The sequence below is a fragment of the Parenemella sanctibonifatiensis genome, assembly GCF_002250565.1.
Taxonomy (GTDB): domain Bacteria; phylum Actinomycetota; class Actinomycetes; order Propionibacteriales; family Propionibacteriaceae; genus Parenemella; species Parenemella sanctibonifatiensis.
This window is the reverse complement of the sequence record NZ_NMVJ01000008.1, coordinates 1-22,997: the sequence shown is the minus strand read 5'-3', so window position 1 is coordinate 22,997 and position 22,997 is coordinate 1. Positions and strand designations below refer to the sequence as shown.

The window sequence follows — 22,997 nt, the reverse complement described above, 5'->3', positions numbered from 1 at the left end:
GGATCAGGCCCCGGTCCGGACCAAGATCCGGCCGCATTCCTCGCAGCGGACCACCTCGTCGGCGTCGGCCGCCAGATAGGCCTGCAGGTCCGCCTGGTTGGCCTCGATCCGGCAGCCGCCACAGTGGCCCTGAGCCAACTCCGCGGCACCCGTACCGAGCCGGCCGGCGAGCTTGTCGTACGCCTTCAGCAGGGCCTCATCAATGCCCTCGGTGACCTGTTCGCGCTCGCTGGCGGCGCTGGCGAGCTGTTCGTCGATGGCCCCGGCCTTCTCGTCGCGAGCCGCCAAGGCCTGCGCGACCTGCTCATCAACCTCCCGATGGGCCACCGCGATCTTCTCGCGTTCGGTCTGGGCCTGCTCGAGCTGTTCCATGACCTCCAGCTCGGCGTCCTCGAGCTCGCCGATCCGCCGCTCCAGATGGGCGACCTCTTCCATCATCGCGGTCGCGGCCTTCGGGTCGGGGACCTGGCCGGCGTCGAGCTTCTTCTGGTTGCGTTCGCGCCGGTCGCGCACCGGCTGCAGGTCAGACTCGGCCTTCTTCTGGTCGGCCTCCAGGTCGCTGACCTGGGTCTGCACCGCGACCAGCCGCTGCGACACCTCATCGCGGCGCTGCTGCGCCTCCTGCAAGGTGACATGTTCGGGCAGGCTGCGGCGCTGGTGCTGGAGCTGTTGCACAGTGGTGTCGATCTGAGCCAGATCCAGAAGCTTGAGCTGTTCCTCGTGTGAGGCCCTCATGTCATGCCTTCCCTCGGTGATTCCCCGCAGACGATCGGACTCAGCCTAGCGACCGGTCCCCGGACAGGTCAGCGCCCCAGCCGCGCGCCACTCCCTCGCAGCTGTCGATGCTGCCACCGGCACGCAGGTGGCCCGCCAGCGCCCGGTGCAGCGAGGACCGTTCCGGCAGTTCGGACAGGTCAGCCGGGGTGTAGCCACGTGGCATGCCGAAGCCAAAGAAGTAGACCGAGGAGCCGGAGTCGTTCGCGCGTCCGGTCAGTTCCCAGCTCTGTTGGAAGGCAGCCAGGTTGGTGCCCGGCAACAGCTGGGACAGTTCTGGGGCAAGCAACCAGGAGTTGCAGATGATCCCCTCGGCGCTGACGCCGAAGTGGTCGGCGAGCTCGGGTTGGGCCCGGGCGAAGGCCTGCTGCACCGACTCCGGCGTGAGTGGGCCGGACTGCGGGATGTGCGTGTCCAGCCACCACTGCTCGCCGCGATCGGCCCCGGACCCGCCCAGCTCGCGGCGTACCAGATGGAACTGCAGCCGACCCAACCACGCGGTGTTGCCCAACCAGATGCCGCTGAGCCAGCGTTCACACTGCAGCCCGAAGGCGTGCGAGGTGGCCCAGTTGACCCACAGCTGCTGGCCCAGGTCCGACAGCGCATGCCACGCCTGCTCGGCGCCGATCCCCCGGCTCACCTGGAAGTCGACCACCTCCGGCGCCGTCGCGACGAAGGCCAGCAGCGGCAAGGTGCCCGGGGCATAGTGGTGCTGGCGCACCTCGTCGGTGAACTCGATCGGCTCAGGCGTCGGGAAGGTCCCGATCCGGGCCCACAGCTGGTCAGCCAGCACCTGCACCACCGCGACCTCGCCGGCGTCCTCGCGGACCGTACGCCAGGCGCCGAGGATCTGCTCAACGTCGTCGCCGAATTCGTGGCGGCGTACGCCCAGCCGGGCGAGCAGCGTCTCGTCCATGGCGTCGAGGCGGTGGCGGACATCCAGGTCAGGGCTCATGCGCTCATCCTGCCAAAGCGGGCCGCCGTGACGGGCCCGGTCTAGGATCGAAACCAGGCAACCGGAGACCAACGCCGGTTCGGCCCCGACATGAAGACCCGCACCCGACCCGAAGGACTCCCTGTGAGTGAGGAACAGCCGAAGCTCCCGAACCGCCAGTCACCGTTCTCGGAAGCGTTCATCGACTTCATTCCGAAGGATTGGGAGCCGCACAGCGAGGAGTTGCCGGCAGCGCTGCCTGCCTCCGGTCCGGCGGCGGAGCGGCGCGCGAAGCTCAGCGAGCAGTTCCCCGGCGAGCGGCTGGTGATTCCCGCGGGCGGGCTCAAGGTGCGATCCAATGACACCGACTATCGCTTCCGTGCCCATTCGGCGTTCGCCTGGCTGACCGGGCTGGGCAGCGACCGGGAGCCGGACGCGGTGCTGGTGATGGAGCCCGTCGAGGACGGCGGTCATGACGCGACCCTGTACTTCAAGCCGCGCGCCCCGCGTACGGACCGGGAGTTCTATGCCGATGCCCGCTACGGCGAGATGTGGGTGGGCCAGCGCGAATCGCTGACCGAGATGAGCGCGATGACCGGCATCGGCTGCGCGCCGGTGGCTGACCTGGAAGCCGCCTGGAGCAAGAACCTCGAGGCCACCGAGGTGCGGCTGCTGCGCGAATCCGAGGCCGCCTTCACCGACCAGGTCGACCAGGCCCGGCAGGCCGCCGGGCTTGACCTCACCGCCGTGCAGGAGACCGACGCTGAGTTTGAGGTGGCGCTGTCGGAGGCCCGGCTGATCAAGGACGACTTCGAGATCGCGGAGATGACTGAGGCCTGCCGGCAGACCGGCGTCGCCTTCGAGGCGGTCGTCCGCGAGTTTCCCGAGGCCGTACGCCGGGGCCGCGGCGAACGCTGGGTCGAGGGTGTCTTCGGGTTGCATGCCCGCCACGGCGGTAACGGCATCGGCTACGACACCATCGCTGCCGCCGGCGACCACGCCAACACCCTGCACTGGATCCGCAACGACGGTGAGGTGCGCGACGGCGACCTGATCCTGATCGACGCCGGCGTGGAGCTCGATTCCCTCTACACCGCCGATGTCACCCGTACACTGCCGGTCAACGGCCGCTTCACGGCGCCGCAGCGCCAGGTCTATGAGGCGGTGCTGGAAGCCCAGCGCGCCGGCATCGCCGCCGCGCAGGTGGGTGCGGAGTTCGCCGACGTGCACCGGGCCTCGATCGCGGTCGTGGCCAAGTATCTGTGGGACTGGGGCATCCTGCCCGTGCCGCCGGAGGAAGCGCTGGGGCCCGACGGCGGCCAGCAGCGCCGCTGGATGGTGCACGGCACCTCCCACCACCTGGGCATCGACGTCCACGACTGCGCCCGCGCGCGGGCCGAGAACTACCGCCAAGGGACGTTGCAGCCCGGCATGATCATCACCGTGGAGCCCGGCATCTATCTGCGGGCCAACGACCAGCTGGTGCCCGACGAACTGCGCGGCATCGGCGTACGGATCGAGGACGACATCCTCATCACCGAGGACGGTCCGCGGGTCCTGTCCGACCAGCTGCCGGTGGAGCCGGACGCCATCGAGGAATGGATGGCGCAGCTGCTCGGCTGACCGGGACGGGCGTACGCCAGACCGACGCTCCCGGCGTACGCCCTCGACACGCAGTTCCGTGCGACAACGACGGTAACTTCCAGCACTTTGCTTCTCAGCGGCAAAACCCGTGAAGTTGCCGTCGTTTCTGCACGCTCACTCGAACTGGCGGGCCCGGAAGCCGGGCTTGCGGTTGAGGATCTCCATCGCTGCCGTCACCGACTTGTGCTCGCAGAGGACCTCGTACTGGGTGGCGACGGTCTGGCTGATCGAGGTGAAGTCGCGCCGGCCGCCCGACATCAGGTGACCCAGCGCCTGGAAGATCACGCCGACCACGATGCCGGCCAGCAGCGCGGCGAGGAAGGCAAACAGGATGGCCTCACTGGGGCTGAAGATCAGCATCATGATCGTCACCAGCACCGCGACGGTGACACCGGTCTGGACGCCCTGCAGGATGACGGTGCCCCAGGTCTTGCGGCCCAGCACCCGCTCCACCGACTTGAGGTTGGTGCCGACGATGCACAGCTGTCCCACCTCGAACTTCTCGTCCGCGAGGAAGTCGACGGCTTCCTGGGCCTCGGCGTACGTGTCGAACACTGCCAGCGAGCGGGGGAACTCCAACTCGAAGATCGAACCGGGTGCAGCCACAATTTCCTCCTCAGGACTGGCCCAACCCTAACCGGTGGGCCACCGGTCGGCGCAGCAGGTCAGCCCAGCGATCGGGACCGCCACCGCTAGGCTTCGCTTGTGACCAAAGCAACCTCGATCTTCGTGTCCCGGCTGCGCGGGCTGCCCCTGGTCGACAGCGATGGCAGCCAGCTCGGCAAGGTGAAAGACGTCGTCGTCCAGCTCCGTACGCCGCCGCAGCAGCCGCGGGTGCGCGGCCTGGTCGTCGAGTTGACCACCCGGCAGCGAATCTTCGTACCGATGATCCGGGTGCACAGCATTGGCGCCGAACAGATCGTCATCGCCGGCGTGGTCAACCTGCGCCGCTTCACCCGCCGTGACTTCGAGACGATTGTGGGTGAGGAACTCTTCGACAGGCCGGTCCGGCGGCACGGAGACAATGCCAAGTGGCAGATCTATGACGTGGCGATCGCCGAGGACCGCGCCCATGACTGGCTGGTCAACGAGGTCGCAATCAAGGAGGTACGCAAGCGGCGCCCCTTCCAGCGCGACAAGGGCCACATCTCGATCGTCGAGTGGCGCGACATCTACGAGGAGAGCGACAAGTCGAGCGCCAGCCAGGACACCACCGAGCAGATGATCGCCGAGTTGGAGGACCTCAAACCGGCCGACCTGGCTCGGGAACTGCACGAGATGAGCGGCGAACGCCGCCGCGAGATCGTCGGTGCGCTGGAGGACCACCTGCTGGCCGACGCACTGGAGGAACTGCCCGAGGATGAACAGGTCGCGCTGATCAGCACCCTCGACACCGAACGGGCCGCCAACGTCCTCGAGGAAATGGATCCCGACGACGCCGCCGACCTGATCCACGAGCTGCCGCCGCAATTCGCGGAGGACCTGCTGGGCCGGATGGACCCCGAGGAAGCCCAGGACGTACGCCGGCTGCTCACCTACGAGGAGCTTTCGGCCGGCGGCATGATGACCCCGGAGCCGGTGGTGCTGGGGATCGACGCAACCGTCGCCGAGGCGTTGGCCAGGGTCCGGGATCCTGAGGTCACCCAGGCGCTGGCCTGCATGGTCTTCGTGTGCCGCTCCCCGTTGGAGACGCCGACCGGCCGCTACGTCGGCGTCGTCCACTTCCAGCGACTGCTGCGCGAACCTCCCTCGACGATGGTGGCCGAACTGGTCGACACCGAGCTGGAACCCCTGCGACCCAACGCCGAATTGCATGAGGTGAGCCGCTTCTTCGCCTCCTACAATCTGGTGAGCGCACCGGTGGTGGATGAGAATCATCGACTGCTCGGCGCCATCACAGTGGACGACGTCCTCGATCACCTGCTGCCAGCTGACTGGCGCGGGATCCAGCTCGAGACCACCAGCCGCAACTGATTCGCCCCTGATTCGCCCTCACAACCGCCAGATCCGCCCCGCCAGGAGGTGTCACCATGCCAGTCGACCACGATGCGCTCAGCACACCCGGACGCCGTCAACCCTCGTTGCTGCCCCGCGTCAGCGTTGATGGTGATGCATTCGGTGCCTTTGCCGAGAGCTTCGCCCGCTTCATGGGCACCGCCCGCTTCCTGCTGTGGATGACGGTCTTCATCGTCGTGTGGGTGTCGTGGAACACCCTGCTGCCGGAGGCAGTCCGGTTCGACGAGTACCCCTTCATCTTCCTCACCTTCGCCCTGTCACTGCAGGCGTCCTACTCGGCGCCGCTGATCCTGCTGGCGCAGAATCGGCAGGAAGCTCGGGACCGGATCAGCGCCGAGGCGGACCGAGCCCAAGCCCGTCAGAGTCGCGCCGACACCGACTTCTTGGCCCGGGAGTTGGCCTCGGTGCGGTTCAACATCGGCGAGCTGGCGACCCGCGACTACATCCGTTCCGAGATGCGCGGCGACATGGCCGACGAGCTGGCCGACGCGGTCGCGGAGAAGGTGCTGGCCAGGCTCAGGGACGCCGACGCCCGCTGAGGCCCGATGTGAGGCAGACCGAACTGGCGTACATGTCACCAAGAACTACACTCGGGCGTTGTGACTGACTCCGAGGCCGACCTTCCGATCACCCCCATCGATCATCCGCTCGCCGAACCGTTGTGGCGGGCGTTGGGAGAGGTGAACGACCCGGAAATCCACCGCTCGATCACCTCTCTGGGCATGGTCGATCAGGTGATGATCGCTGAGGACAACTCCGTCACCGTACGCATCCTGCTCACCGTTGCCGGATGCCCGATGAAGGCGACACTCACCGAGGACGTCACCGCAGCCGCAAGCGGCGTCCCCGGCGTCGAGTCGGTCCAGGTCGACCTGGGTGTCATGACCGATGAACAGCGCGCCAACCTGCGCGACCACCTCACCGGCGGCGCCGTCGAGCGTGAGGTCCCCTTCGCCAAGCCGAGCTCACTGACCCGCGTCCTCGCGATCGCCTCCGGCAAGGGCGGCGTCGGCAAATCCTCCGTGACGGTCAATCTGGCGCTCGCTCTGGCCAACCGTGGCCTCACCGTCGGCGTCCTGGATGCCGACATCTACGGGCACTCAGTGCCGCCGATGCTGGGCATCGCCGATGCCCGCCCCACCGTCATCGAAGACATGATCATGCCAGTGCCAGCCCTGGGCCTGAAGGTGATGTCGATCGGGATGCTCAAGGAGGAACGAGGTCAGGTGGTGGCCTGGCGTGGTCCGATCCTCGACCGAGCGTTGCGCCAGATGCTCGCCGACGTCTACTGGGGCGACCTGGACGTACTACTCCTCGATCTGCCGCCCGGCACCGGCGACGTGGCGATCTCGCTGGGCCAGCGGCTCCCCAACGCCGACGTGGTCGTGGTGACCACCCCGCAGGAGTCGGCCACCGAGGTCGCCGAACGCGCCGGAACCATGGCCGGGATGATGAACCAACGGGTCGTGGGCGTGGTCGAAAACATGGCGTGGCTGGAGACACCGTGCCCGCACTGCGGTGAGCCGCATCGGGTCGAGGTCTTCGGCAGCGGCGGCGGCGAACGTACCGCCCAGGGTCTCAGCGCCACGCTCGGCTACGAGGTCCCGCTGCTGGCCCAGATCCCACTGGAACTGGCCTGGCGGGAGGGCAGCGACGAGGGCGTACCCGTGGTGGCGACCGATCCCGAGCGGCCCAGCGCCCGCGCCCTGACCGAGCTCGCCGCCTCCCTGGTCGGCACCGGGCGAGGCCTCCTCGGCAAGCGACTGGACCTCTCCCCGAACTGATATGGCGTCAGGTCGGCTGCGGCCATCGCAGCCGGCAGCTGATCAGGTCGCTTCGGGATCGAAGGGGACGGTGACCAGCGCCGCCTTGGCGCCGGCACCTCCCTTGCTGATCTCGTTGAAGTCCTTCGAGGCAGCGTCGAGGTCCTCGCGTACGCCATCGGCGGCGGTTTTCGCGAGGGCCTTGCCGTCGGCGAGGTCGGCCTTCACATCACTCAGCACCGGCTCCACGTCGTCGAGCAGATGCTTCTGGATGAAGGCCTTCGGGTTCAGGTCGCGGACATCAAGATCGGCGAATTCCGGGCCAAGCTCCTTGCGCAGCTGCGACTGGGCGTTGCCGGCCATGTTGCGCACGTAGTTGAAGACCTGCGCCGCCTTGCGCGCCAGCCGCGGAAGCTTGTCCGGGCCGAAGATGATGACAGCAAGGACGAGCAGTACGAGGAACTCGCCCGGATTGATGTCAAACACGGCTCCAATCTAGCCCGCTTCGCCAGCGAGGGTCACCATCGCAGTCGCCCGTGAACCATTACGTTCGTATTCCAATTCGATCTGGTCGCCGGGGACCGACCGCAGGATCGCCACGGTCACCTCGTCGGGGGTGGTCGTCAACGCGTCACCGACGCGGATGATCACGTCCCCCTCGCGCAATCCGGCCTGGCCCGCCGGACCATCCGCCTCGACCGAGGCGAGCCGGGCTCCCCCGCTGCCGGCATCGACCCTGGCTCGGATCACTGGTCGCTGCACCTCGCCGGTCTCGATGATCTGCTCGGCGACGGCGAAACCTTGGTTGATCGGGATCGCGAAGCCGAGCCCGACGTTGCCGCCCGGGGCGTCACTGGAACCGGCGGTGCGAATGGCGGCATTGATGCCGATCACCCGGCCGTGTTCGTCGACCAACGGCCCCCCGGAGTTGCCGGGGTTGATGGCCGTGTCGACCTGCAGCGCATCCAGATAGGTGGTCGGGCTGGTTTCGCTCGGGATGGCGACGGCGCGATGCTTGGCCGACACGATGCCGGCCGTGAAGGTCCCGCTGAGGCCGAAGGGGGCACCAGCGGCGTACGCCTGCTGCCCGACCCGGACCGCGTCGCTGTCGCCGATCTCCAGTGCCTGGACGCCGTCGGGGACACGGGCTCGCAGCACCGCGACGTCGTAGGTCGGTGACTGGCCCAGCACCTCCGCGTCCACGGTGGTGCCGTCTGCGAAGGTGACCGTCACCTTGCCGTCGCCCTCAACGACATGGTCGTTGGTGATGATGTGTCCGGCCTCGGCGTCGACGATGAAGCCCGAGCCAACGCCTTGGCCCTCGGCGGTGCGCATCTGGATGGTGACGGTGCTGCCCAACACCCGGTCGGCGACCTCTTCGGGCCTCTGCGGCTCGGTCGGAGCCGGTGACGATGTCGGGGCCGTGGCTGTCGGCGTCGGATCCGGTGCTGGTCCGGCGCCCAGTCGGGTGCCGAGATAGCCGCCACCGAGGCCCACGATCAAGGCCAGTGCCACACAGACCGCGACGATGGTCCAGTTGCGCCGCTTCGTCGGCCGGGGGGAGGTCAGACTGACGGTCGAGTCGGAGTCCGTACGCGGCTGCTGCCCGTACTGCTGCGACTGCCCGTACTGCTGCCCGTAGTGCTGTCGAGGCGGCTCGTACTGCTGCTGGTACTGCTGCTGCGGGTCATGGTTGGACTGCCCGTCATGCGCCTGCTGATCAAACTGCGGCTGTCGATCAAACTGCGGCTGCTGCTGCCCGTACTGGTCCGGCTGCCCGTACTGCTGTTGCCCGTATTGATCGTGTTGTCCGTGAGGTGGCTGCTGGTGCTGACCCTCGCCGTACTGGGGCTGGCCGTGCTGACCCTCGCCGTACTGGGGCTGGCCGTACTGGGGCTCCCCGTACTGAGGGCCCTCACCCCAGCCCCAGCCGGATTCCTGACCGCGATCGTGCGGCCAGTTGCCGCTCATCGGATCCCCACCACGTCGGCGATGTGTTCCCAACCGCTCAACACCCGCGCGGCCGGAGCCGTGGCGCCGCCATCGGGCTTGGGGAGGTCGTCCAACAGTTCCGCCACCAGCCAAGGCGGCCCGTCGGTGACCACGGTGAAGACCTGGTCGCCGGACTGCCAGCTGACCGTGGTCGTCAGCCCGACCGAGGTCCACCGCATGCTGTCCGGGTTGTACGTCATCCCCTCCGGCTCCTCCAGCACGCCGCGCTGCTGGAAGACCGTCACCGTCGACAGCGCGGACCCGTAGACCGACGCAACCAGGCCGGGCTCGCTGGGGTCGTCGACCCGGAGTCGCTGCAGCGGCAGCCCGCGCAACTCGGCCTCACAGTTCCAGCCGGCCCGGCGCAGGTCCTGGGCCGAGGCGATCGGCAACGACAGGGTCGGGCGTACCGACAGGTTGGGCGGCAACATCAGCAGCGGCTGGGTGGCGGTGGTGACCCGGATCGAGGTGAAACCGGACGACTCGTGCACCCTGCCGTGGCCGTCGTACGCCTCCTGCCACAGCACCAGTCCAGTGCGGGCGTCCAACCACCAGCGCTGCCACACCATCGAACCGCTGCGCGCCTCGACCAGGTCGACACTGCGGCCGGCGATGGTGTCGCTGGAACGCCAAGCGGTCAGTTCGGCGCCAGCGGTGGTGTCGCGCTTCGGGTCGAACTCCCGGGCCGGCAGCATCCCCTCGAAGACCGGGTGGTGGCCGCCGACCGCGACGAAGGTGCCGTCGCCAGCCTGATGATGGACCTGGACCGGCACCGTCAGCACTCCGTCGGCGCCGAACGAGCGTACGACCTGACTGCCGCTGTAGGAGACGTCGGTGGTCTGGGCACGTTCCAGCACCTGCCACGCAGCCGGTCCGCGCAGCGCAGCTCCGGTGGGATGCCACCGCTGTGGATCGATCCGGGTGATGAGGGGGTCCAGGAAGCGTTGCGCCGTGCCGGCGCTCAACATCATCGCCGCGGTACGCCCGGGCGTGGTCAGGGCGCTGCGCTGGACCTCGGGATATTCCTGCCTGACCAACTCCAGCGGATCGGTGGCCTCGACCGGCCGCGGCGCCGCCAGCCAGCCGACCGAGACGAAGGTCATCATCAACCCGACCACGATCAGCGTGGCACCGGTCACCTGCCGATATCGCTGCCGTCGGGTGCTGGGCAGCCGGCCCCCGGTGCCGGGCCCGTCGAAGGCTCGGGTGTAGAGCGGCGCGTCGGCACTGGCTCCGGCGATCGCGGTGAGACGTGACAGATCCAGACCCCCCGGCACCGAACTGTCGGCGCCGGAGGCAACCGTCTCGCGTACCCGTCGCAATTCGGCGACCTCGGCACGGCAGGCCTCGCAACTGACCAGATGGGCGCTGACCCGCACGGCGTCGGCGTCATGGAGGGAATGGTCCAGCCAGGGCGACAACGACTCGACCCATTCGTCGCAGGCGTGCCATTCAGATGGGGTCACTGGACTCACCGCCCCAACTGACCGGACTCGACGGAAATGCCGCGGTAGCGCTGCCCTTCCCGCTCAGGCTGTCGATGGGCCAACGATTCGCGCAGCTGCGCTCGGGCGCGGGAGATCCGGGAACGGACGGTCCCCACGCGAATGTCGAGCACGTCGGCGATCTCGTCGTAGGTCAGGCCCTCGATGTCACACAGCACCACCGCCGCCCGAAACTCCGGCTTCAGCGAGGCCAACGCCTGTTCGACGTCGGCTTCCAACCCCTCCACCCCGTCGGTGGGACGCGGGCCATCACCGGACAGCCGGTCATCGGCATGCTCGGGGAGCCGGTCGAACCGGATCCGCTGCCGGCGCCGGGCCTGATCGAGGAAGAGGTTGGTGGTGATGCGATGCATCCAACCCTCGAGGGTGCCCGGCTGGAAGGTGTGCAGCGAGTTGAACACCTTGACGAAGACGTCCTGGGTGAGGTCCTCAGCGTCGTGCTGGTTGCCGGTCAGCCGATAGGCGAGGCGATGGACGCGCGCGCTGTGCTCTTCGACGAGCTGCTGCCAGGTGGGGGGCTGCCACGCTTCCGCGTCCTCTGAGGGGGCAGGCTGAGGGGTCTTGCCACGCCATCGCGTCAGCTTGTCGCGCACGCGGCCCCCTTCCGCCAATTCGGCCGTCAAGGATCCAACGATCAAACCCTCGAAAGTGTTCCCGCCCGTGAAGATCATTCAGGCAGGTCGCCAGTCTACGCGACTCAGGTCCGTGGCGGGTTCGGCAGCGGGAGACCGGCCGCGGTGATCGCGGCCAGGAAGTCGTCGACCAGCGCGACCGGCGGGTCGGCCAGCGGGGCCCGCAGCTCGCCCAGCGACCAACCGCAACGATTCAGGGTCGCTTTGACCATCATGCAGCCCTGACTGGCGAAGACCCCGGTGAAGACCGGCAGCGTACGCCGATAGAGCTCCAGCGCCTCGGTGGTGCGGCCGGCGGTGAAGTCGTCGATCACCTGGGCCATCGCCACACCGCTGACGTGGGTGGAGGTGCCGATCACGCCATGTCCGCCGACCGCCATCAGCGGCAGCGTGATGCCGTCGTCGCCGGCCCAGTAGCGCAGCCCGGTCGCCGCCATCACCTGGGCCGATTCGACCGGATCGCCCTTGGCATCCTTCACCCCAACGATCCTGGGATGGTCCGCGATCGCCGCGAAGGTGTCCGGGCTGACCGGGATCCCGGAGCGGTGCGGAATGTCGTAGATGATGACGGGCAGATCGGTGGCGTCGGCAACGGCCCGGAAGTGGGCCGGCAGCAGGTCCTGGGGTGGCCGCGAATAGTACGGCGTGACAACCAGAAGTCCATGGGCCCCGGCATCGGCGGCCTGCCGGGCCAGTTCGATGGTGTGGTCGGTGGAGAAGGTACCGGCGCCGGCAACCACCTCACAGCGGTCCCCCACCTCGTCGACGACGGCAGCCAGCAGCGCCGCCTTTTCCTCATCGGTGGTGGTCGGCGCCTCGCCGGTGGTGCCGTTGACCACCAGGCCGTCGTTGCGTTGCTCATCCACCAGATACGCCGCCAGCGCACGTGCCTCGTCGAGATCGACCCGGCCGTCGCTTGCGAAGGGAGTCACCATGGCGGTCATGAGTCGTGCGCTGAGCATGGGCCCATCGTAGGGGTCCTGCCCGACAACACCGGGTAAGGCCCGCGGATCGCCTGCCGTCGGCCTGCCGCGCGGCGTACGCAAACTCTCAGGGCCACCTTTAAGGTGGGCGAACCCGACGGCGGTCCTTGGTAGTTTCGTCCCGCCGACTTGAAGGAGCAGCCGTGAATCACGCACGCAAGGGCCGCGCGCCCAAGGCAGCCTCGTGGACGTGGGCCGAGACCCTGTCACCGGGCAGCGAGCCCGCCACCGCGGCGCGCGCCGCAGCCCACGATCTGGGCATCGACTGCGTCAGCGAAGGCGTCGCCGCCGCGCTGACCGTCATGGCAGCCGCCATCAACGCAACTGCCGTCGTCGAGATCGGCACCGGCGCCGGAGTGTCTGGGCTGGCCCTGTTTGACGGGATGAACCCCGAAGGCGTGCTCACCAGCGTCGACATCGAGACCGAGCACCAGTTGCATGCCCGACAGGCCTTCACCCAGGCCGGCCTGCCGCGGCAGCGTTACCGTCTGATCGCCGGCGAGGCGCTGACGGTGCTGCCCAAGCTCAGCGATTCGGCGTACGACATGGTCCTCATCGACGGCGACAAGCTGGAGTACGGCGAGTACGTCGAGCAGGCGCTGCGGCTGCTGCGTCCCGGCGGCGTGTTGGCGCTGCACCACGCGCTGTGGTCGGACAAGGTCGCCGACAAGAACAACGACGAGGACGAGACCATCATCATCCGCGAGGCGGTCGAGGCGATCACCGAGAACGAGGACCTCAGCCTGGCGCTGCTGCCGGTCGGCGACGGCCTGTTGCTGGCCGTACGCCGCTGACCAACCTCAGGTTCGCGGGCCAGCTGACCCTCAGGCGGGGAAGACCTCGACCGACTTGCCCACCACGGTGACGCCTCCGGGCGAGACGTGGAAGCCACGAGCCTGGTCGGCATCGGGGTCGACACCCACCTCGGCGCCGTCGTGAATGACGACGTTCTTGTCCAAGATCGCCTTGTGCACCACGGAGCTGCGGCCCACCCGGACACCGTTCATCAGGACCGACTGGTCCACTTTGGCCCACTTCTCGATCCGCACCCGCGGCGACAGCACCGACCGGTCCACGTCGCCGCCCGAAATGATGCTGCCGGCACCGACGATGGAGTCCTCGGCGGTGCCCCGCAAGGTGAACTTTGCGCCCGGCATCTGCTCCTGATGGGTCCAGATCGGCCAGTCGGCGTTGTAGAGGCTGAAGTCCGGATCCACCGAGACCAGGTCCATGTGGGAGTCGTGGTAGGCGTCGATGGTGCCCACGTCACGCCAGTAGTCGCGATCCCGTTCGGTGCTGCCCGGCACGGTGTTCTCGGTGAAGTCGTAAACCTGGGCCTGATCCTGCTCGACGAACCGCGGCACGATGTCGCCGCCCATGTCGTGGCGGGCCGACGGGTCCCGGGCGTCGTCCTCGAGGGCCTCGACCAGGGCATCGGTGGTGAAGATGTAGTTGCCCATCGAGGCGAAGCTCTCGTGGGGCGAGTCGGGCAGCCCGGGCGGGTCGGCCGGCTTCTCCAGGAAGGAGCGGATGGTGTTGTCCGATCGCGCGTCGATGATGCCGAAGGCACTGGCCCCTTCCCGGGGCACCCGGATGCCGGCCACCGTGCAGCCCAGCCCGGAGTCCTTGTGCGCCTGGAGCATCTGCCCGACATCCATCCGATAGATGTTGTCGGCGCCGAACACGACGACGTACTTCGGGGCGGCGTCACGGATCAGATTCATCGACTGGAAGATGGCATCGGCGCTGCCCTGGAACCAGCGCGGACCGAGCCGCTGCTGAGCCGGCACCGGGGTGACGAAGTTGCCCAGCAGCGTCGACATCCGCCAGGTCAGCGAGATGTGACGGTCCAGCGAATGGGACTTGTACTGGGTGAGCACGCAGATCTGACGCAGCTCCGAGTTGACCAGATTGGACAGCACGAAGTCGATCAGCCGGTAGGTGCCGCCGAACGGCACCGCGGGCTTCGCTCGGTCGGCCGTGAGCGGCATCAGCCGCTTCCCCTCGCCGCCGGCCAGAACGATTGACAGCACATCCCCGTTTGCCATGAGGCACACGCTATCCAATGCCGGAGACAGGATCTGCGCAGGGTCAATGACAGAACGCCACACAGGTGTGGAACGATCGCCCCATGTCTGACAGGTTCGGCCGCGTGGCCATTCTGACTCGTGAATATCCGCCGCAGATCTACGGCGGCGCCGGCGTCCATGTCGGCCAGCTGGTGCCCCAGCTCCGTGCCCTGTGTCCGGTCGAGGTGCACGCCATGGGCGAGCCGCGTGAGGGCGCAGCGACCTATCCCGAGACCTTCCCCGAGGGCGCCAATGCGGCATTGCGGGTGCTCGGCACCGACCTGGCGATGGTGGCTGGGCTGGGCGAGGTGGATCTGCTCCACTCCCACACCTGGTATGCCAACATGGCTGGTCATCTGGGCGGCCTGTTGCGTGACATCCCCCACGTCGCCACCGCACACTCCCTGGAGCCCTTCCGACCCTGGAAGGCCGACCAGCTCGGTGGCGGCTACCGGCTGTCATCGTGGGCCGAAAGCACCGCCTTCCACGGCGCCGACGCGGTCATCGGGGTCTCCGACGGCATGCGCGGCGACATCCTGCAGGCCTACCCCGACCTGGATCCCGACCGGGTCCATGTGGTGCGCAACGGCATCGACACCGAGGAGTTCAAGCCGGACCAGGGCACCGACGCGGTCGAGGCGATCGGGATGGACCCCACCCGCCCCTCGGTCGTCTTCGTGGGTCGGATCACCCGCCAGAAGGGCGTCATCCACCTGGTTCGCGCCGCCCGCCAGCTCGACCCCGAGATCCAGCTGGTGTTGCTCGCCGGCGCCCCGGACACCCCTGAGATCGCCGCCGAGGTCGGCGCCGCGGTACGCGAGCTGCAGGCCAGCCGACCCGGCGTGATCTGGGTGCAGGAGATGCTGCCGCGTGAATCCGTACGCCAGGTGCTCAGCCATGCCACCGTGTTCGCCTGTCCCTCCATCTATGAGCCGCTCGGCATCGTGAACCTCGAGGCGATGGCCTGCGAGACCCCGGTGGTCGCCAGCGCGGTCGGCGGCATCCCCGAGGTGGTCGCCGACGGCACCACCGGCCGACTGGTCGACTACCCGGGGCCCGAGGACGAGGCGGGCTTCGAGGCTGCGCTTGCAGCCGCGCTCAACGACGTGGCCGGCGATCCGGATCGGGCCGCGGAGTGGGGCCGCGCCGGTCGGCAGCGCTGCATCGACGAGTTCAGCTGGGCGAGCATCGCCGAGCAGACCATCGACGTCTACCAGGCAGCGAAGGCGCACCACGAGAGCAGCTGAGCCGAGCAGCAGAAAGGACCCCCGGGACAATGGTCCGGGGGCCCTTCTGATCGGTTGAGGAGTTCTCTCAGCCGATGACGCCCTTGAGCGCCTCGGCCAGCTCGGCAGCCTCGGTCGCGTTGACCTCGACGACGAGTCGTCCACCGCCTTCGGCCGGGATCCTGATGACGATCGATCGGTTCTCCTTGGTGACCTCGATCGGTCCGTCACCGGTACGGGGCTTCATCGCAGCCATGTCGCATCCTCAGCTTTCATCGGTTGTCCTGACCCCATTATTCCCCATCGGCCGGCTGCGGTTCCAACCTACGAACCTCAGGGCCGGCGCCGGCGTCCAGTTCGGCGCGCAAATCGTCGCGTTCACGGCGAAGTTCTCGCAGCTCCTCGGCGCCCCGCGCCAGAAGTTCATCCACTTGTCGCATGTCGTACCCACGGATGACCACCGCGAAGCTCGCCTCGTCCAACGTCGCGGGCTCGATCGGGTCCGGGATCAGCGGTTCGTAGCTGTCGCTGACCGGTTCGGGTGGCATCTCGCCACCGCGACCCTGTGCGACCAGGACGGTGATGCCGATGACGCCCACGGCCAGCACGACGATTGCCCACTCCATGGACCTCAGCCTAACGGGACAGGCGGCTCGCCGGAGGTCACCCAGCTGACCGCTTCTTCGACGTCATCGGTGACCTTGTAGAGCTCGATGTCCCCGGGACTGATGGTGCCCATCCCCACCAGGGTGTTCTTGATCCAGTCCAACAGCGGCCCCCAGAAGTCGGTGCCGAAGAGCACGACCGGAAACTGGTGGACCTTGCCGGTTTGCACCAGGCACAGCGCCTCGAAGAGTTCGTCCATGGTCCCGAAGCCGCCGGGCATCACGACGAACCCTTGGCTGTAGCGCACGAACATCGTCTTGCGGGCAAAGAAGTAGCGGAAGTCGATCGGCAGGTCGATGTACGCGTTGAGGCCCTGTTCGTGAGGCAGGTCGATCCCCAACCCCACCGAGCGGGCGCCGACGTCGCGGGCCCCCCGGTTGGCCGCCTCCATGATCCCGGGCCCGCCGCCGGTGATGACGGCGTAGCCGCGCTCCCCCAGTGCCGCGCCGATGGCCCGGCCAGCGGCGTACCAGGGGTGGTCCTCGGGCGTACGCGCGGAGCCGAAGACGCTGATCGCCGGGCCCAACTCGGCCAACCGCTCAAAGCCCTGGACAAACTCGGACTGGATCCGCAGCACCCGCCACGAATTCGTGACGGATGCCTCTGCGCCGTGGCCCTGCAGCAGGTCACGGTCGGCGGAATCCTGGTATCGGCTGGCGTGTGGTGCGGTCATCGGGTCTCCTTCGGACAGTCGGACGAGGATCAGGCCGGCAAGGTGTCGGCAGTACTTGTCCCGCCGTTGCCGAGCCAGGCGGTCAGGGCGCGCGAGCACGCGTACAGGTCGCTGACCGGGCAGAACTCGTCGTCGGCGTGGGCCTTGCTCGGGTCGCCGGCACCGTAGTTGACCGCCGGGATGCCGAGTTCGGTGAAGCGCGCGACGTCGGTCCAGCCAAACTTGGGGGCCGGCTCTCCTCCGACGGCACGGACAAATTCCTGGGCCAGCGGCCGGTCCAGGCCGGGGCGGGCCGGCGGGCCGAAGTCGGTCCACACCAGCTCGTAGCCCGCCAGCACCCGGGCCACCTCAGCCTTGGCGGATGCCTCGTCCTTGTCGGGCGCGAAGCGATAGTTGATCGTCACGGTGCAGGCATCGGGCACCACGTTGGTGGCGATACCGCCGGTGATCCCGACCGCGTTGAGGCCTTCGCGGTAGGTCAGCCCGTCGACGTCGACCTCGGGCGGCTGGTAATCCTCGAGCCTTTTGAGGACATCCCAGACGTGGTGGATCGCGTTGTCCCCCATCCATGCGCGGGCCGAGTGTGCGGCCCGTCCGGTGACCGTCACCTCAGCACGCAGCGTGCCCTGGCAGCCGCCCTCGACGACGGCGTTGGAGGGCTCCATCAGCACGGCGAAGTCCCCGACCAGCCACTCCGGATGGTTGCGCGCCAGCCGGCCCAGCCCGTTGCGGGACTCCTCCACCTCCTCGAGGTCGTAGCAGACCCAGGTCACATCCCAGCGTGGTTCGGTGAGCAACACTGAGGTCTGCAGCAGCACCGCCAACCCGCTCTTCATGTCGCAGGCGCCGCGCCCAATGATCCGGTCCTGGTTGGTGCCGCGGTCCAACCGCACCGAGGGCAGATTGTCGGCCACGGGCACGGTGTCGAGGTGGCCGGCGATGATGACCCGCTGCGGGCGGCCCACGTCCGTACGCGCCACCAGCGCGTTGCCGTCACGCTCGACCTGGAGGTGGTCGGCCCCCTGCCAGGCCCGCTCCACGGCGTCGGCCAGCTCGGCTTCATTGCCGCTGACTGATTCGATGTCCATGAGGGCCTGCAACAGGTCGGGCAGATCGGCCCTCAGGTCCAGTTCCGGGGGATGATTCTCTGCGGTGCTCACGCCTTCACCCTACGGGTAAAGTTTCCGCCATGACGTCTGCTCCAGTTGCCATGTCCACTGCCACGACCCCCGATCCCGGCGCCGCCGAGAGCCGCCGGGCATGGGGGTGGGCGCTGGTCACGCGCCACGACAACGGCGAGGTGTTGGACGCCTGGTTCCCGGTCCCCGAGCTCGGTGCGGCGCCGGCCGACGCCGCTTCCCCAGAGCTGCCGTCGGGCCGCGACGAGTTGCGCCAGGTCACCACCGAGCCGGTGCTGGTCGAGATCGACCTGGACGCCGCGCCGGCGGACACTGTCGACGCGTGGCTGCGGCTGCACCTGCTGAGCCACCGGTTGGTCCAGCCCCACGGGCTGTCGATGGAGGGCATCTTCGCCAAGCTCACCAATGTGGTCTGGACCAGCTTCGGCCCCTGCTCGACCCAGGACTTCGAGGCCACCCGGGCGCGCCTGCGTACGCGCGGCCACGTCTCGGTCTTCGGCATCGACAAGTTCCCGCGGATGACCGACTACGTCGTCCCCTCCGGCGTACGGATCGCCGACGCCGATCGGGTACGCCTGGGCGCCCACCTGGCCGAGGGCACCACTGTCATGCACGAAGGCTTCGTCAACTTCAACGCCGGCACTCTGGGTGCCAGCATGGTCGAGGGCCGGATCAGCGCCGGCGTCACCGTCGGGGACGGCTCCGACGTCGGCGGCGGCGCCTCAATCATGGGCACCCTGTCCGGCGGCGGCACCCAAACCATCACGATTGGCGAGGGCTGCCTTCTCGGCGCGGAGTCCGGGGTGGGCATCAGCCTGGGCGACAACTGTGTCGTCGAGGCGGGGCTCTATGTCACCGCGGGCACCAAGGTCACGGTCGTGACGGCCGATGGCGAGTCGGCCGTCAAGGCCCTCGAACTCTCGGGACGTTCCGACCTGCTCTTCATCCGCAACTCCGTGACCGGCCGCGTCGAGGCCCGCAGCCGGGTCGGTGGCCGCGTCGAGTTGAACGCCGACCTGCACGCCAACTGAGATGGCCCCGAAACCCCGTTGGGGCCGCGGGCTGCTCGGGGTGGGCTGTCTCGGGATCGCTGTGCTCCTCTTCGGCGGGGTGGTCTGGGCGGCGTGGACCTTCACCCGCACCTCCCGGCCGCCCTCCCCGCTGGAGGACCAATGCCGGATCACGGCCGTGGTCGACGGCGAAGAGCACACCGTACGCCTGACCACCGAGCAGGCCGAGAACGCCGCGATCATCGTCGGGATTGCGCTGCAGCGGGGGCTGCCCGCGCGGGCCGCGACCATCGCGATCGCCACGGCGTACCAGGAGTCGGGGATCCGCAACATCGACTACGGCGATCGGGACTCCATCGGCCTCTTCCAGCAGCGGCCCTCGCAGGGCTGGGGCACCGTGGAGGAGATCATGGATCCGTACTATTCGGCCGGCAAGTTCTATGACGCGCTGGTGAAGATCCCCAACTGGCAGACCGGCGACATCAACGACGTGGCCCAGGCGGTGCAGCGCTCGGGCGTACCGGAGGGCTACCGCAAGCACGTCACCAATGCCCGCGCGATCGGTAGTTCGATGACCGGCCACAGCCCGGCCTCGTGGACCTGCCACCACTCCAGCCCGGCGGCCGCCGACCCGGACGGACTGCGCGACTATCTCGACAAGACGCTGGGCGCCGGGGTCACCGGTGAGATGAGCGTCGTGGATCGACAACTGGAGGCCCGCCCGCCCGAGCCGCGGCTCGCGTGGGCGGTCGCCGTCCAGGGTGTCGCGCAGGGCTCCCGCTTCGGCGTCGCCTCTGTGACGCTGGAACAGCAGCGCTGGCAACTCGCCGATGACGGGCTGCCGGACTGGCAGCCGATCGACGTGGCCATCGAGGGCGTCGCGATCGGGTTTTGAGCGGGGTGGGGCGGCGCCGCGGCGTGCGCAACCACAGCAGGCTGTAGATATGCAGGTGAAACGGCCCAGATCACCTGCGTAGCGGCTGGCGACTGTAGTTGTGCGCGTCCGGAGGGAGCCGGCGTACGCCCTGGAGGCCGGCTGCGCTGGAAGTCAGCTCGGGTGGGGTGCCGGTTGGGGTCAAAGACGCAGCAACGAAGGCGTGGGTCGGGTTGGGCGGTCGCCGCGGCTTCCCCCGTGCGCAACGACGCGTTGCTGTAGTTGTGCAGGTCGAATGGCCCGAATCACCTGCGCAGGCACGCGATGCTGTAGTTGTGCAACCGCGGGTTCGCTGCGTACGCCTGGGCCCCGGTTACGTGGAGGCCGGCGCGGCGAGGGTGCCGGTTGGGGTCAAAGACGCAGCAACGAGGGGCGTGGAGTCGGGCCGGCCTGCAGCTGCGGCTGGGCCGTGCACAACGACGCGATGTTGTAGATGCGCAGGTCAAATGGCCCGAATCACCTGCGCAGGCACGCGATGCTGTAGTTGTGCAGGGCCTGGCTCGCGTACGCCGTGGCAGAACTTCAACATGTTGAGGTTTACGTCCCGGATCAGCCGATTCGGGGCCAACAAGCTCAACATGTTGAGCTTTGGTGCGCCGCAACTGCCGCGCCTGCGGCCTCTATCGCGGACGGCGCCCAGCCACGGCACTACACCCCGAACCTCTCGAGTTTGTGTTCGATTGCTCGCCGTTTTCTCTAGTATTTGTCGGGGCCATCAGGTAAGCTGAAGGCACTCAATCGAACACCGTTTCGAACCAGTCAGGAGGTGAACCCCATGACCGATCCGCACACCGCAGCAGCGTTGAATGTGATCTCTGAGATCCGTGCCGCCCGGCAGGAGAAGCTGCAGGCGGAGGCGCGGGAGTTCATGAAGGTCGCCGAGTTCGCCGATCTGTACGACGCCGACTGGTACGCGATCGAATACCCGAACGGCCCCGGGCCCGTCGGGGAACGGTTGGTCCGCCCCGGCGGAGAAGGTACGCCGCTGGTCGGCGAGTTCTGTGTCCTCGAGCTCGGTGCCGCTCTCGGGATGTCGGGGGACGAGGCTCATGTCGAGCTGGCTCACGCATTGGCGTTGCGGCACCGATTCCCGAAGACCTGGGAAGTGCTCGGGGAAGGCAAGCTGCGGGTGTGGCAGGTGCGCCGCCTCATCGGCGAAACCCGCGAACTGTCGGTGGAGCTGTGCACCAAGATCGATGCGCAGGTCGCCGAGTTCGGGACCTCGATGGGCAAACAAGCCCTGAAGAACATGATCGAAGCCATCGTCCTCGAACACTCACCCGAGGCCGCCCAGACCGCGCATGAGGCCCAGCTCGCCGGCCGGCACGTCACGATCGACCACCGCGGCGACGGCGTCGTCCGTGAAATCCATGCCAGCGTCGACGTGACCACCGCGATCCGCCTGGATGCACAACTCAATCGGCTCGCGACGATCATCGGCCAGAGCCAACTCCGCAACCGGCAAGCCGAGGCAGCTGTGGGTGATGTGCCGGCGACGATGGATCCCCGTGAGGTCCGGCGCGCCCTCGCGCTGGGGATCCTCGCGACGCCGGCTCGGGCGCTGCACCTGCTCCAGGAATCCTTGATCGACGCCCTCGACGATGCCGAGCTCGATCTGGCCCCCGACCAGAGCCACCTCGAGGACGGGGGCGGCGAGGCTGCGGCTGCACAGGGCCCCGCGGTCGGCTGCCCGATGGCGAGTTCACCGGCCCACACGTGCGGTCAGGTCACCGTCGACCCCGCCAAGCTGCTCCCCAAGGCGAAGCTGGTGGTCCATGTGACCGATGCGAGCTTGAAGGACGGCGGTGTTGCCCGCGTCGAGGGCGTCGGACCGGTCCTGACCAGCTGGCTGACGGACCTGTTGTCCGACTCACACGTCACCGTCCGGCCAGTCCTCGCCCCGGACCAGGCCTGGGCGACCGAGGCGTACGAAATCCCCGAAGCCATGCGCGAATGGGTCACCCTGCGGAATCCGAGGTCGATGTTCCCGTTCTCCAACCGCAACAGCGGTCATCTCGACATCGACCACACCCAACCCTGGGCGCTCCCACCACTCGCGATCCTGCCCGACCCAGATCCACCGGACGGTGAGCCGCCGGACCGGCATCCACCCGACGGCCATCCACCAGAGGACCTGCCACCAACCCGGCCCGGGAACCTCGCACCGCTCGCCCGCAAGGAACACCGAGCCAAAACCCACGCCAGCTGGCACGTCGTCCAACCCAGCCCAGGCATCCTCCTGTGGACCTCACCCCTCGGCTTCCAATACCTCGTCACCGCCAGCCACTGCTGGCTGATCCACGACCCCCACGACACCATCAACGAGGACGCCGCCGCAGCCGCGGCCTGAACACCACCACCTGACAGCCCCGGGCAACACCGGGGGCCATCAGGCTGCCGAGTCGCTCGCCCAGATCACGAGTCCTGCCCGACTCGCACGGACAGCCATGACGCTGGCATCCAGCGGTCTCAACAGACCGGCTGCGGACGCGCTGGCGACGCTGGCCCAGAGATCGACAGGCACCCTTCGGACCTGTGCAACCCCGTCCTGCAGGTCGCGCTTCGGTCACGCTGGGGCAACGCCCGCTTGATCCTGTCTCTCGACGAAGATGGACGCGTCATCACGGCGACGTGGTTCGTCTGGGCTGAACGAAGCGTCGATAGGCTGGCCGATCTGTTTCGGCGGCTCAACCTCGAGTTGGGTATGCCGACCGAAGCGTCTGCGTCGTCCCCGACGCCGACAGTTGCTGCCCACGGCCTCGGCATGATCGAGACGTATCGACACCTCGAGAATGAGGCTCATCAGCGGGGCTCGGCCTGCGTTCAGCTCAGCCTCAGATCTGTCGCGCCCCAAGAGCACTGAACTCATCGCGCACCGAGCACGCCCGTCGCCCCGGCTACCGCTGCTCGTGGCCTGACCCCCTTTTGTAGGTCCAGTCATTGTGAGAGTTGTCCTGTTGCTCGAGGCTTCGGGCAGGGAGACTGGTCAGATCATGACAAACAGAAGGAAGCGTCACACGCCGGAGCAGGTGGTTCG

The 22,997-nt window shown here is 68.0% G+C and carries 22 protein-coding genes; 9 read left to right on the top strand and 13 right to left on the bottom strand.

What is annotated here, in order from left to right:
• Nucleotides 1-3 precede the first annotated feature (3 nt).
• Together CGZ91_RS09505 and CGZ91_RS09500 are read right to left on the bottom strand one after the other, a co-directional pair.
• The gene (locus CGZ91_RS09505) at nucleotides 4-735 is read right to left on the bottom strand and encodes a zinc ribbon domain-containing protein (RefSeq protein WP_094454651.1); all 732 of its coding nucleotides are present in this window, start codon (nucleotides 733-735) and stop codon (nucleotides 4-6) included.
• 40 nt (nucleotides 736-775) lie between these two features.
• Entirely contained in the window at nucleotides 776-1,729 is a 954-nt protein-coding gene (locus CGZ91_RS09500) for an acyltransferase domain-containing protein (protein ID WP_094454649.1), read from the bottom strand.
• A 90-nt stretch (nucleotides 1,730-1,819) separates the two neighbouring features.
• Between CGZ91_RS09500 and CGZ91_RS09495 the strand changes: the two genes are divergently transcribed.
• Entirely contained in the window at nucleotides 1,820-3,331 is a 1,512-nt protein-coding gene (locus tag CGZ91_RS09495) for an aminopeptidase P family protein (protein ID WP_094454647.1), read from the top strand.
• Nucleotides 3,332-3,466: 135 nt separating this feature from the next.
• Here the strand turns inward: CGZ91_RS09495 and CGZ91_RS09490 are convergent, their stop codons facing one another.
• The gene (locus CGZ91_RS09490) at nucleotides 3,467-3,958 is read right to left on the bottom strand and encodes a general stress protein (RefSeq protein ID WP_229116549.1); all 492 of its coding nucleotides are present in this window, start codon (nucleotides 3,956-3,958) and stop codon (nucleotides 3,467-3,469) included.
• Nucleotides 3,959-4,057: 99 nt separating this feature from the next.
• On the opposite strand from CGZ91_RS09490, the gene CGZ91_RS09485 reads away from it, so the two are divergent.
• From CGZ91_RS09485 to CGZ91_RS09475, 3 genes are all read left to right on the top strand, one after another.
• Complete coding sequence (locus tag CGZ91_RS09485; protein ID WP_094454643.1) at nucleotides 4,058-5,326, top strand: magnesium transporter MgtE N-terminal domain-containing protein; 1,269 nt, start codon at nucleotides 4,058-4,060, stop codon at nucleotides 5,324-5,326.
• Nucleotides 5,327-5,382: 56 nt separating this feature from the next.
• Nucleotides 5,383-5,907 (top strand): DUF1003 domain-containing protein, encoded by a 525-nt coding sequence (locus tag CGZ91_RS09480; protein ID WP_094449795.1) that lies wholly within the window; start codon nucleotides 5,383-5,385, stop codon nucleotides 5,905-5,907.
• 96 nt (nucleotides 5,908-6,003) lie between these two features.
• A complete protein-coding gene (locus tag CGZ91_RS09475; RefSeq protein ID WP_094454968.1) occupies nucleotides 6,004-7,152 on the top strand; it encodes an Mrp/NBP35 family ATP-binding protein in 1,149 nt (382 codons plus the stop codon).
• A gap of 42 nt (nucleotides 7,153-7,194) precedes the next feature.
• Here CGZ91_RS09475 and CGZ91_RS09470 read toward each other — a convergent pair whose 3' ends face one another.
• From CGZ91_RS09470 to dapA, 5 genes are all read right to left on the bottom strand, one after another.
• Nucleotides 7,195-7,617 carry a sec-independent translocase gene (locus CGZ91_RS09470; RefSeq protein ID WP_094454641.1) on the bottom strand — a complete coding sequence of 141 codons (423 nt, stop codon included), beginning with the start codon at nucleotides 7,615-7,617 and terminating at the stop codon, nucleotides 7,195-7,197.
• Nucleotides 7,618-7,626: 9 nt separating this feature from the next.
• A complete protein-coding gene (locus CGZ91_RS09465) occupies nucleotides 7,627-9,102 on the bottom strand; it encodes a S1C family serine protease (RefSeq protein ID WP_094454640.1) in 1,476 nt (491 codons plus the stop codon).
• Nucleotides 9,099-10,589: a zf-HC2 domain-containing protein gene (locus CGZ91_RS09460; protein ID WP_179229299.1), complete on the bottom strand. Its 1,491-nt coding sequence runs from the start codon at nucleotides 10,587-10,589 to the stop codon at nucleotides 9,099-9,101. The genes CGZ91_RS09465 and CGZ91_RS09460 overlap by 4 nt, the downstream gene beginning before the upstream one ends.
• A gap of 5 nt (nucleotides 10,590-10,594) precedes the next feature.
• Nucleotides 10,595-11,221, bottom strand: coding sequence for an RNA polymerase sigma factor SigE (gene sigE / locus CGZ91_RS09455; protein WP_229116548.1), 627 nt, complete (start codon nucleotides 11,219-11,221; stop codon nucleotides 10,595-10,597).
• A gap of 104 nt (nucleotides 11,222-11,325) precedes the next feature.
• Entirely contained in the window at nucleotides 11,326-12,222 is an 897-nt protein-coding gene (dapA, locus tag CGZ91_RS09450; protein WP_094454634.1) for a 4-hydroxy-tetrahydrodipicolinate synthase, read from the bottom strand.
• Between the two features lie 164 nt (nucleotides 12,223-12,386).
• On the opposite strand from dapA, the gene CGZ91_RS09445 reads away from it, so the two are divergent.
• Entirely contained in the window at nucleotides 12,387-13,037 is a 651-nt protein-coding gene (locus CGZ91_RS09445; RefSeq protein WP_094449789.1) for an O-methyltransferase, read from the top strand.
• Between the two features lie 30 nt (nucleotides 13,038-13,067).
• Here the strand turns inward: CGZ91_RS09445 and glgC are convergent, their stop codons facing one another.
• Nucleotides 13,068-14,291: a glucose-1-phosphate adenylyltransferase gene (glgC, locus tag CGZ91_RS09440; RefSeq protein WP_094454632.1), complete on the bottom strand. Its 1,224-nt coding sequence runs from the start codon at nucleotides 14,289-14,291 to the stop codon at nucleotides 13,068-13,070.
• Between the two features lie 83 nt (nucleotides 14,292-14,374).
• On the opposite strand from glgC, the gene glgA reads away from it, so the two are divergent.
• The gene (gene glgA / locus CGZ91_RS09435; protein WP_094454630.1) at nucleotides 14,375-15,559 is read left to right on the top strand and encodes a glycogen synthase; all 1,185 of its coding nucleotides are present in this window, start codon (nucleotides 14,375-14,377) and stop codon (nucleotides 15,557-15,559) included.
• Between the two features lie 67 nt (nucleotides 15,560-15,626).
• Here the strand turns inward: glgA and CGZ91_RS09430 are convergent, their stop codons facing one another.
• From CGZ91_RS09430 to dapE, 4 genes are read right to left on the bottom strand one after another with little or no spacing between them, the layout of a single operon-like run.
• Nucleotides 15,627-15,794, bottom strand: a complete 168-nt coding sequence (locus tag CGZ91_RS09430) for a DUF3117 domain-containing protein (protein WP_094449786.1) — start codon at nucleotides 15,792-15,794, stop codon at nucleotides 15,627-15,629.
• Between the two features lie 37 nt (nucleotides 15,795-15,831).
• On the bottom strand, nucleotides 15,832-16,164 hold the full coding sequence (locus CGZ91_RS09425) for a DivIVA domain-containing protein (protein ID WP_094449785.1): 333 nt from the start codon (nucleotides 16,162-16,164) through the stop codon (nucleotides 15,832-15,834).
• Nucleotides 16,165-16,169: 5 nt separating this feature from the next.
• Complete coding sequence (locus CGZ91_RS09420; protein ID WP_094454628.1) at nucleotides 16,170-16,877, bottom strand: LOG family protein; 708 nt, start codon at nucleotides 16,875-16,877, stop codon at nucleotides 16,170-16,172.
• Nucleotides 16,878-16,906: 29 nt separating this feature from the next.
• Complete coding sequence (gene dapE / locus CGZ91_RS09415; protein ID WP_267490242.1) at nucleotides 16,907-18,037, bottom strand: succinyl-diaminopimelate desuccinylase; 1,131 nt, start codon at nucleotides 18,035-18,037, stop codon at nucleotides 16,907-16,909.
• Between the two features lie 29 nt (nucleotides 18,038-18,066).
• Between dapE and dapD the strand changes: the two genes are divergently transcribed.
• The 3 genes from dapD to CGZ91_RS09400 all read left to right on the top strand — a co-directional run bounded on the left by dapD (nucleotide 18,067) and on the right by CGZ91_RS09400 (nucleotide 22,310).
• The gene (gene dapD / locus CGZ91_RS09410; RefSeq protein ID WP_094454626.1) at nucleotides 18,067-19,047 is read left to right on the top strand and encodes a 2,3,4,5-tetrahydropyridine-2,6-dicarboxylate N-succinyltransferase; all 981 of its coding nucleotides are present in this window, start codon (nucleotides 18,067-18,069) and stop codon (nucleotides 19,045-19,047) included.
• A gap of 1 nt (nucleotide 19,048) precedes the next feature.
• Nucleotides 19,049-19,921 (top strand): hypothetical protein, encoded by an 873-nt coding sequence (locus CGZ91_RS14845; protein WP_094454624.1) that lies wholly within the window; start codon nucleotides 19,049-19,051, stop codon nucleotides 19,919-19,921.
• Nucleotides 19,922-20,735: 814 nt separating this feature from the next.
• Nucleotides 20,736-22,310 carry a DUF222 domain-containing protein gene (locus CGZ91_RS09400; protein WP_094454622.1) on the top strand — a complete coding sequence of 525 codons (1,575 nt, stop codon included), beginning with the start codon at nucleotides 20,736-20,738 and terminating at the stop codon, nucleotides 22,308-22,310.
• Nucleotides 22,311-22,997 lie beyond the last annotated feature (687 nt).

What these genes read in the sequence shown, in the direction of transcription:
- glgA (WP_094454630.1), top strand. Translation starts at nt 14,375, where the DNA reads ATGTCTGACAGGTTCGGCCGCGTGGCCATTCTGACTCGTGAATATCCG.
- CGZ91_RS09465 (WP_094454640.1), bottom strand. Translation starts at nt 9,102, where the DNA reads ATGAGCGGCAACTGGCCGCACGATCGCGGTCAGGAATCCGGCTGGGGC.
- CGZ91_RS09480 (WP_094449795.1), top strand. Translation starts at nt 5,383, where the DNA reads ATGCCAGTCGACCACGATGCGCTCAGCACACCCGGACGCCGTCAACCC.
- CGZ91_RS09495 (WP_094454647.1), top strand. Translation starts at nt 1,820, where the DNA reads ATGAAGACCCGCACCCGACCCGAAGGACTCCCTGTGAGTGAGGAACAG.
- CGZ91_RS09400 (WP_094454622.1), top strand. Translation starts at nt 20,736, where the DNA reads ATGACCGATCCGCACACCGCAGCAGCGTTGAATGTGATCTCTGAGATC.
- glgC (WP_094454632.1), bottom strand. Translation starts at nt 14,291, where the DNA reads ATGGCAAACGGGGATGTGCTGTCAATCGTTCTGGCCGGCGGCGAGGGG.
- CGZ91_RS09505 (WP_094454651.1), bottom strand. Translation starts at nt 735, where the DNA reads ATGAGGGCCTCACACGAGGAACAGCTCAAGCTTCTGGATCTGGCTCAG.
- dapD (WP_094454626.1), top strand. Translation starts at nt 18,067, where the DNA reads ATGACGTCTGCTCCAGTTGCCATGTCCACTGCCACGACCCCCGATCCC.
- CGZ91_RS14845 (WP_094454624.1), top strand. Translation starts at nt 19,049, where the DNA reads ATGGCCCCGAAACCCCGTTGGGGCCGCGGGCTGCTCGGGGTGGGCTGT.
- CGZ91_RS09425 (WP_094449785.1), bottom strand. Translation starts at nt 16,164, where the DNA reads ATGGAGTGGGCAATCGTCGTGCTGGCCGTGGGCGTCATCGGCATCACC.
- CGZ91_RS09420 (WP_094454628.1), bottom strand. Translation starts at nt 16,877, where the DNA reads ATGACCGCACCACACGCCAGCCGATACCAGGATTCCGCCGACCGTGAC.
- CGZ91_RS09500 (WP_094454649.1), bottom strand. Translation starts at nt 1,729, where the DNA reads ATGAGCCCTGACCTGGATGTCCGCCACCGCCTCGACGCCATGGACGAG.
- dapA (WP_094454634.1), bottom strand. Translation starts at nt 12,222, where the DNA reads ATGCTCAGCGCACGACTCATGACCGCCATGGTGACTCCCTTCGCAAGC.
- CGZ91_RS09430 (WP_094449786.1), bottom strand. Translation starts at nt 15,794, where the DNA reads ATGGCTGCGATGAAGCCCCGTACCGGTGACGGACCGATCGAGGTCACC.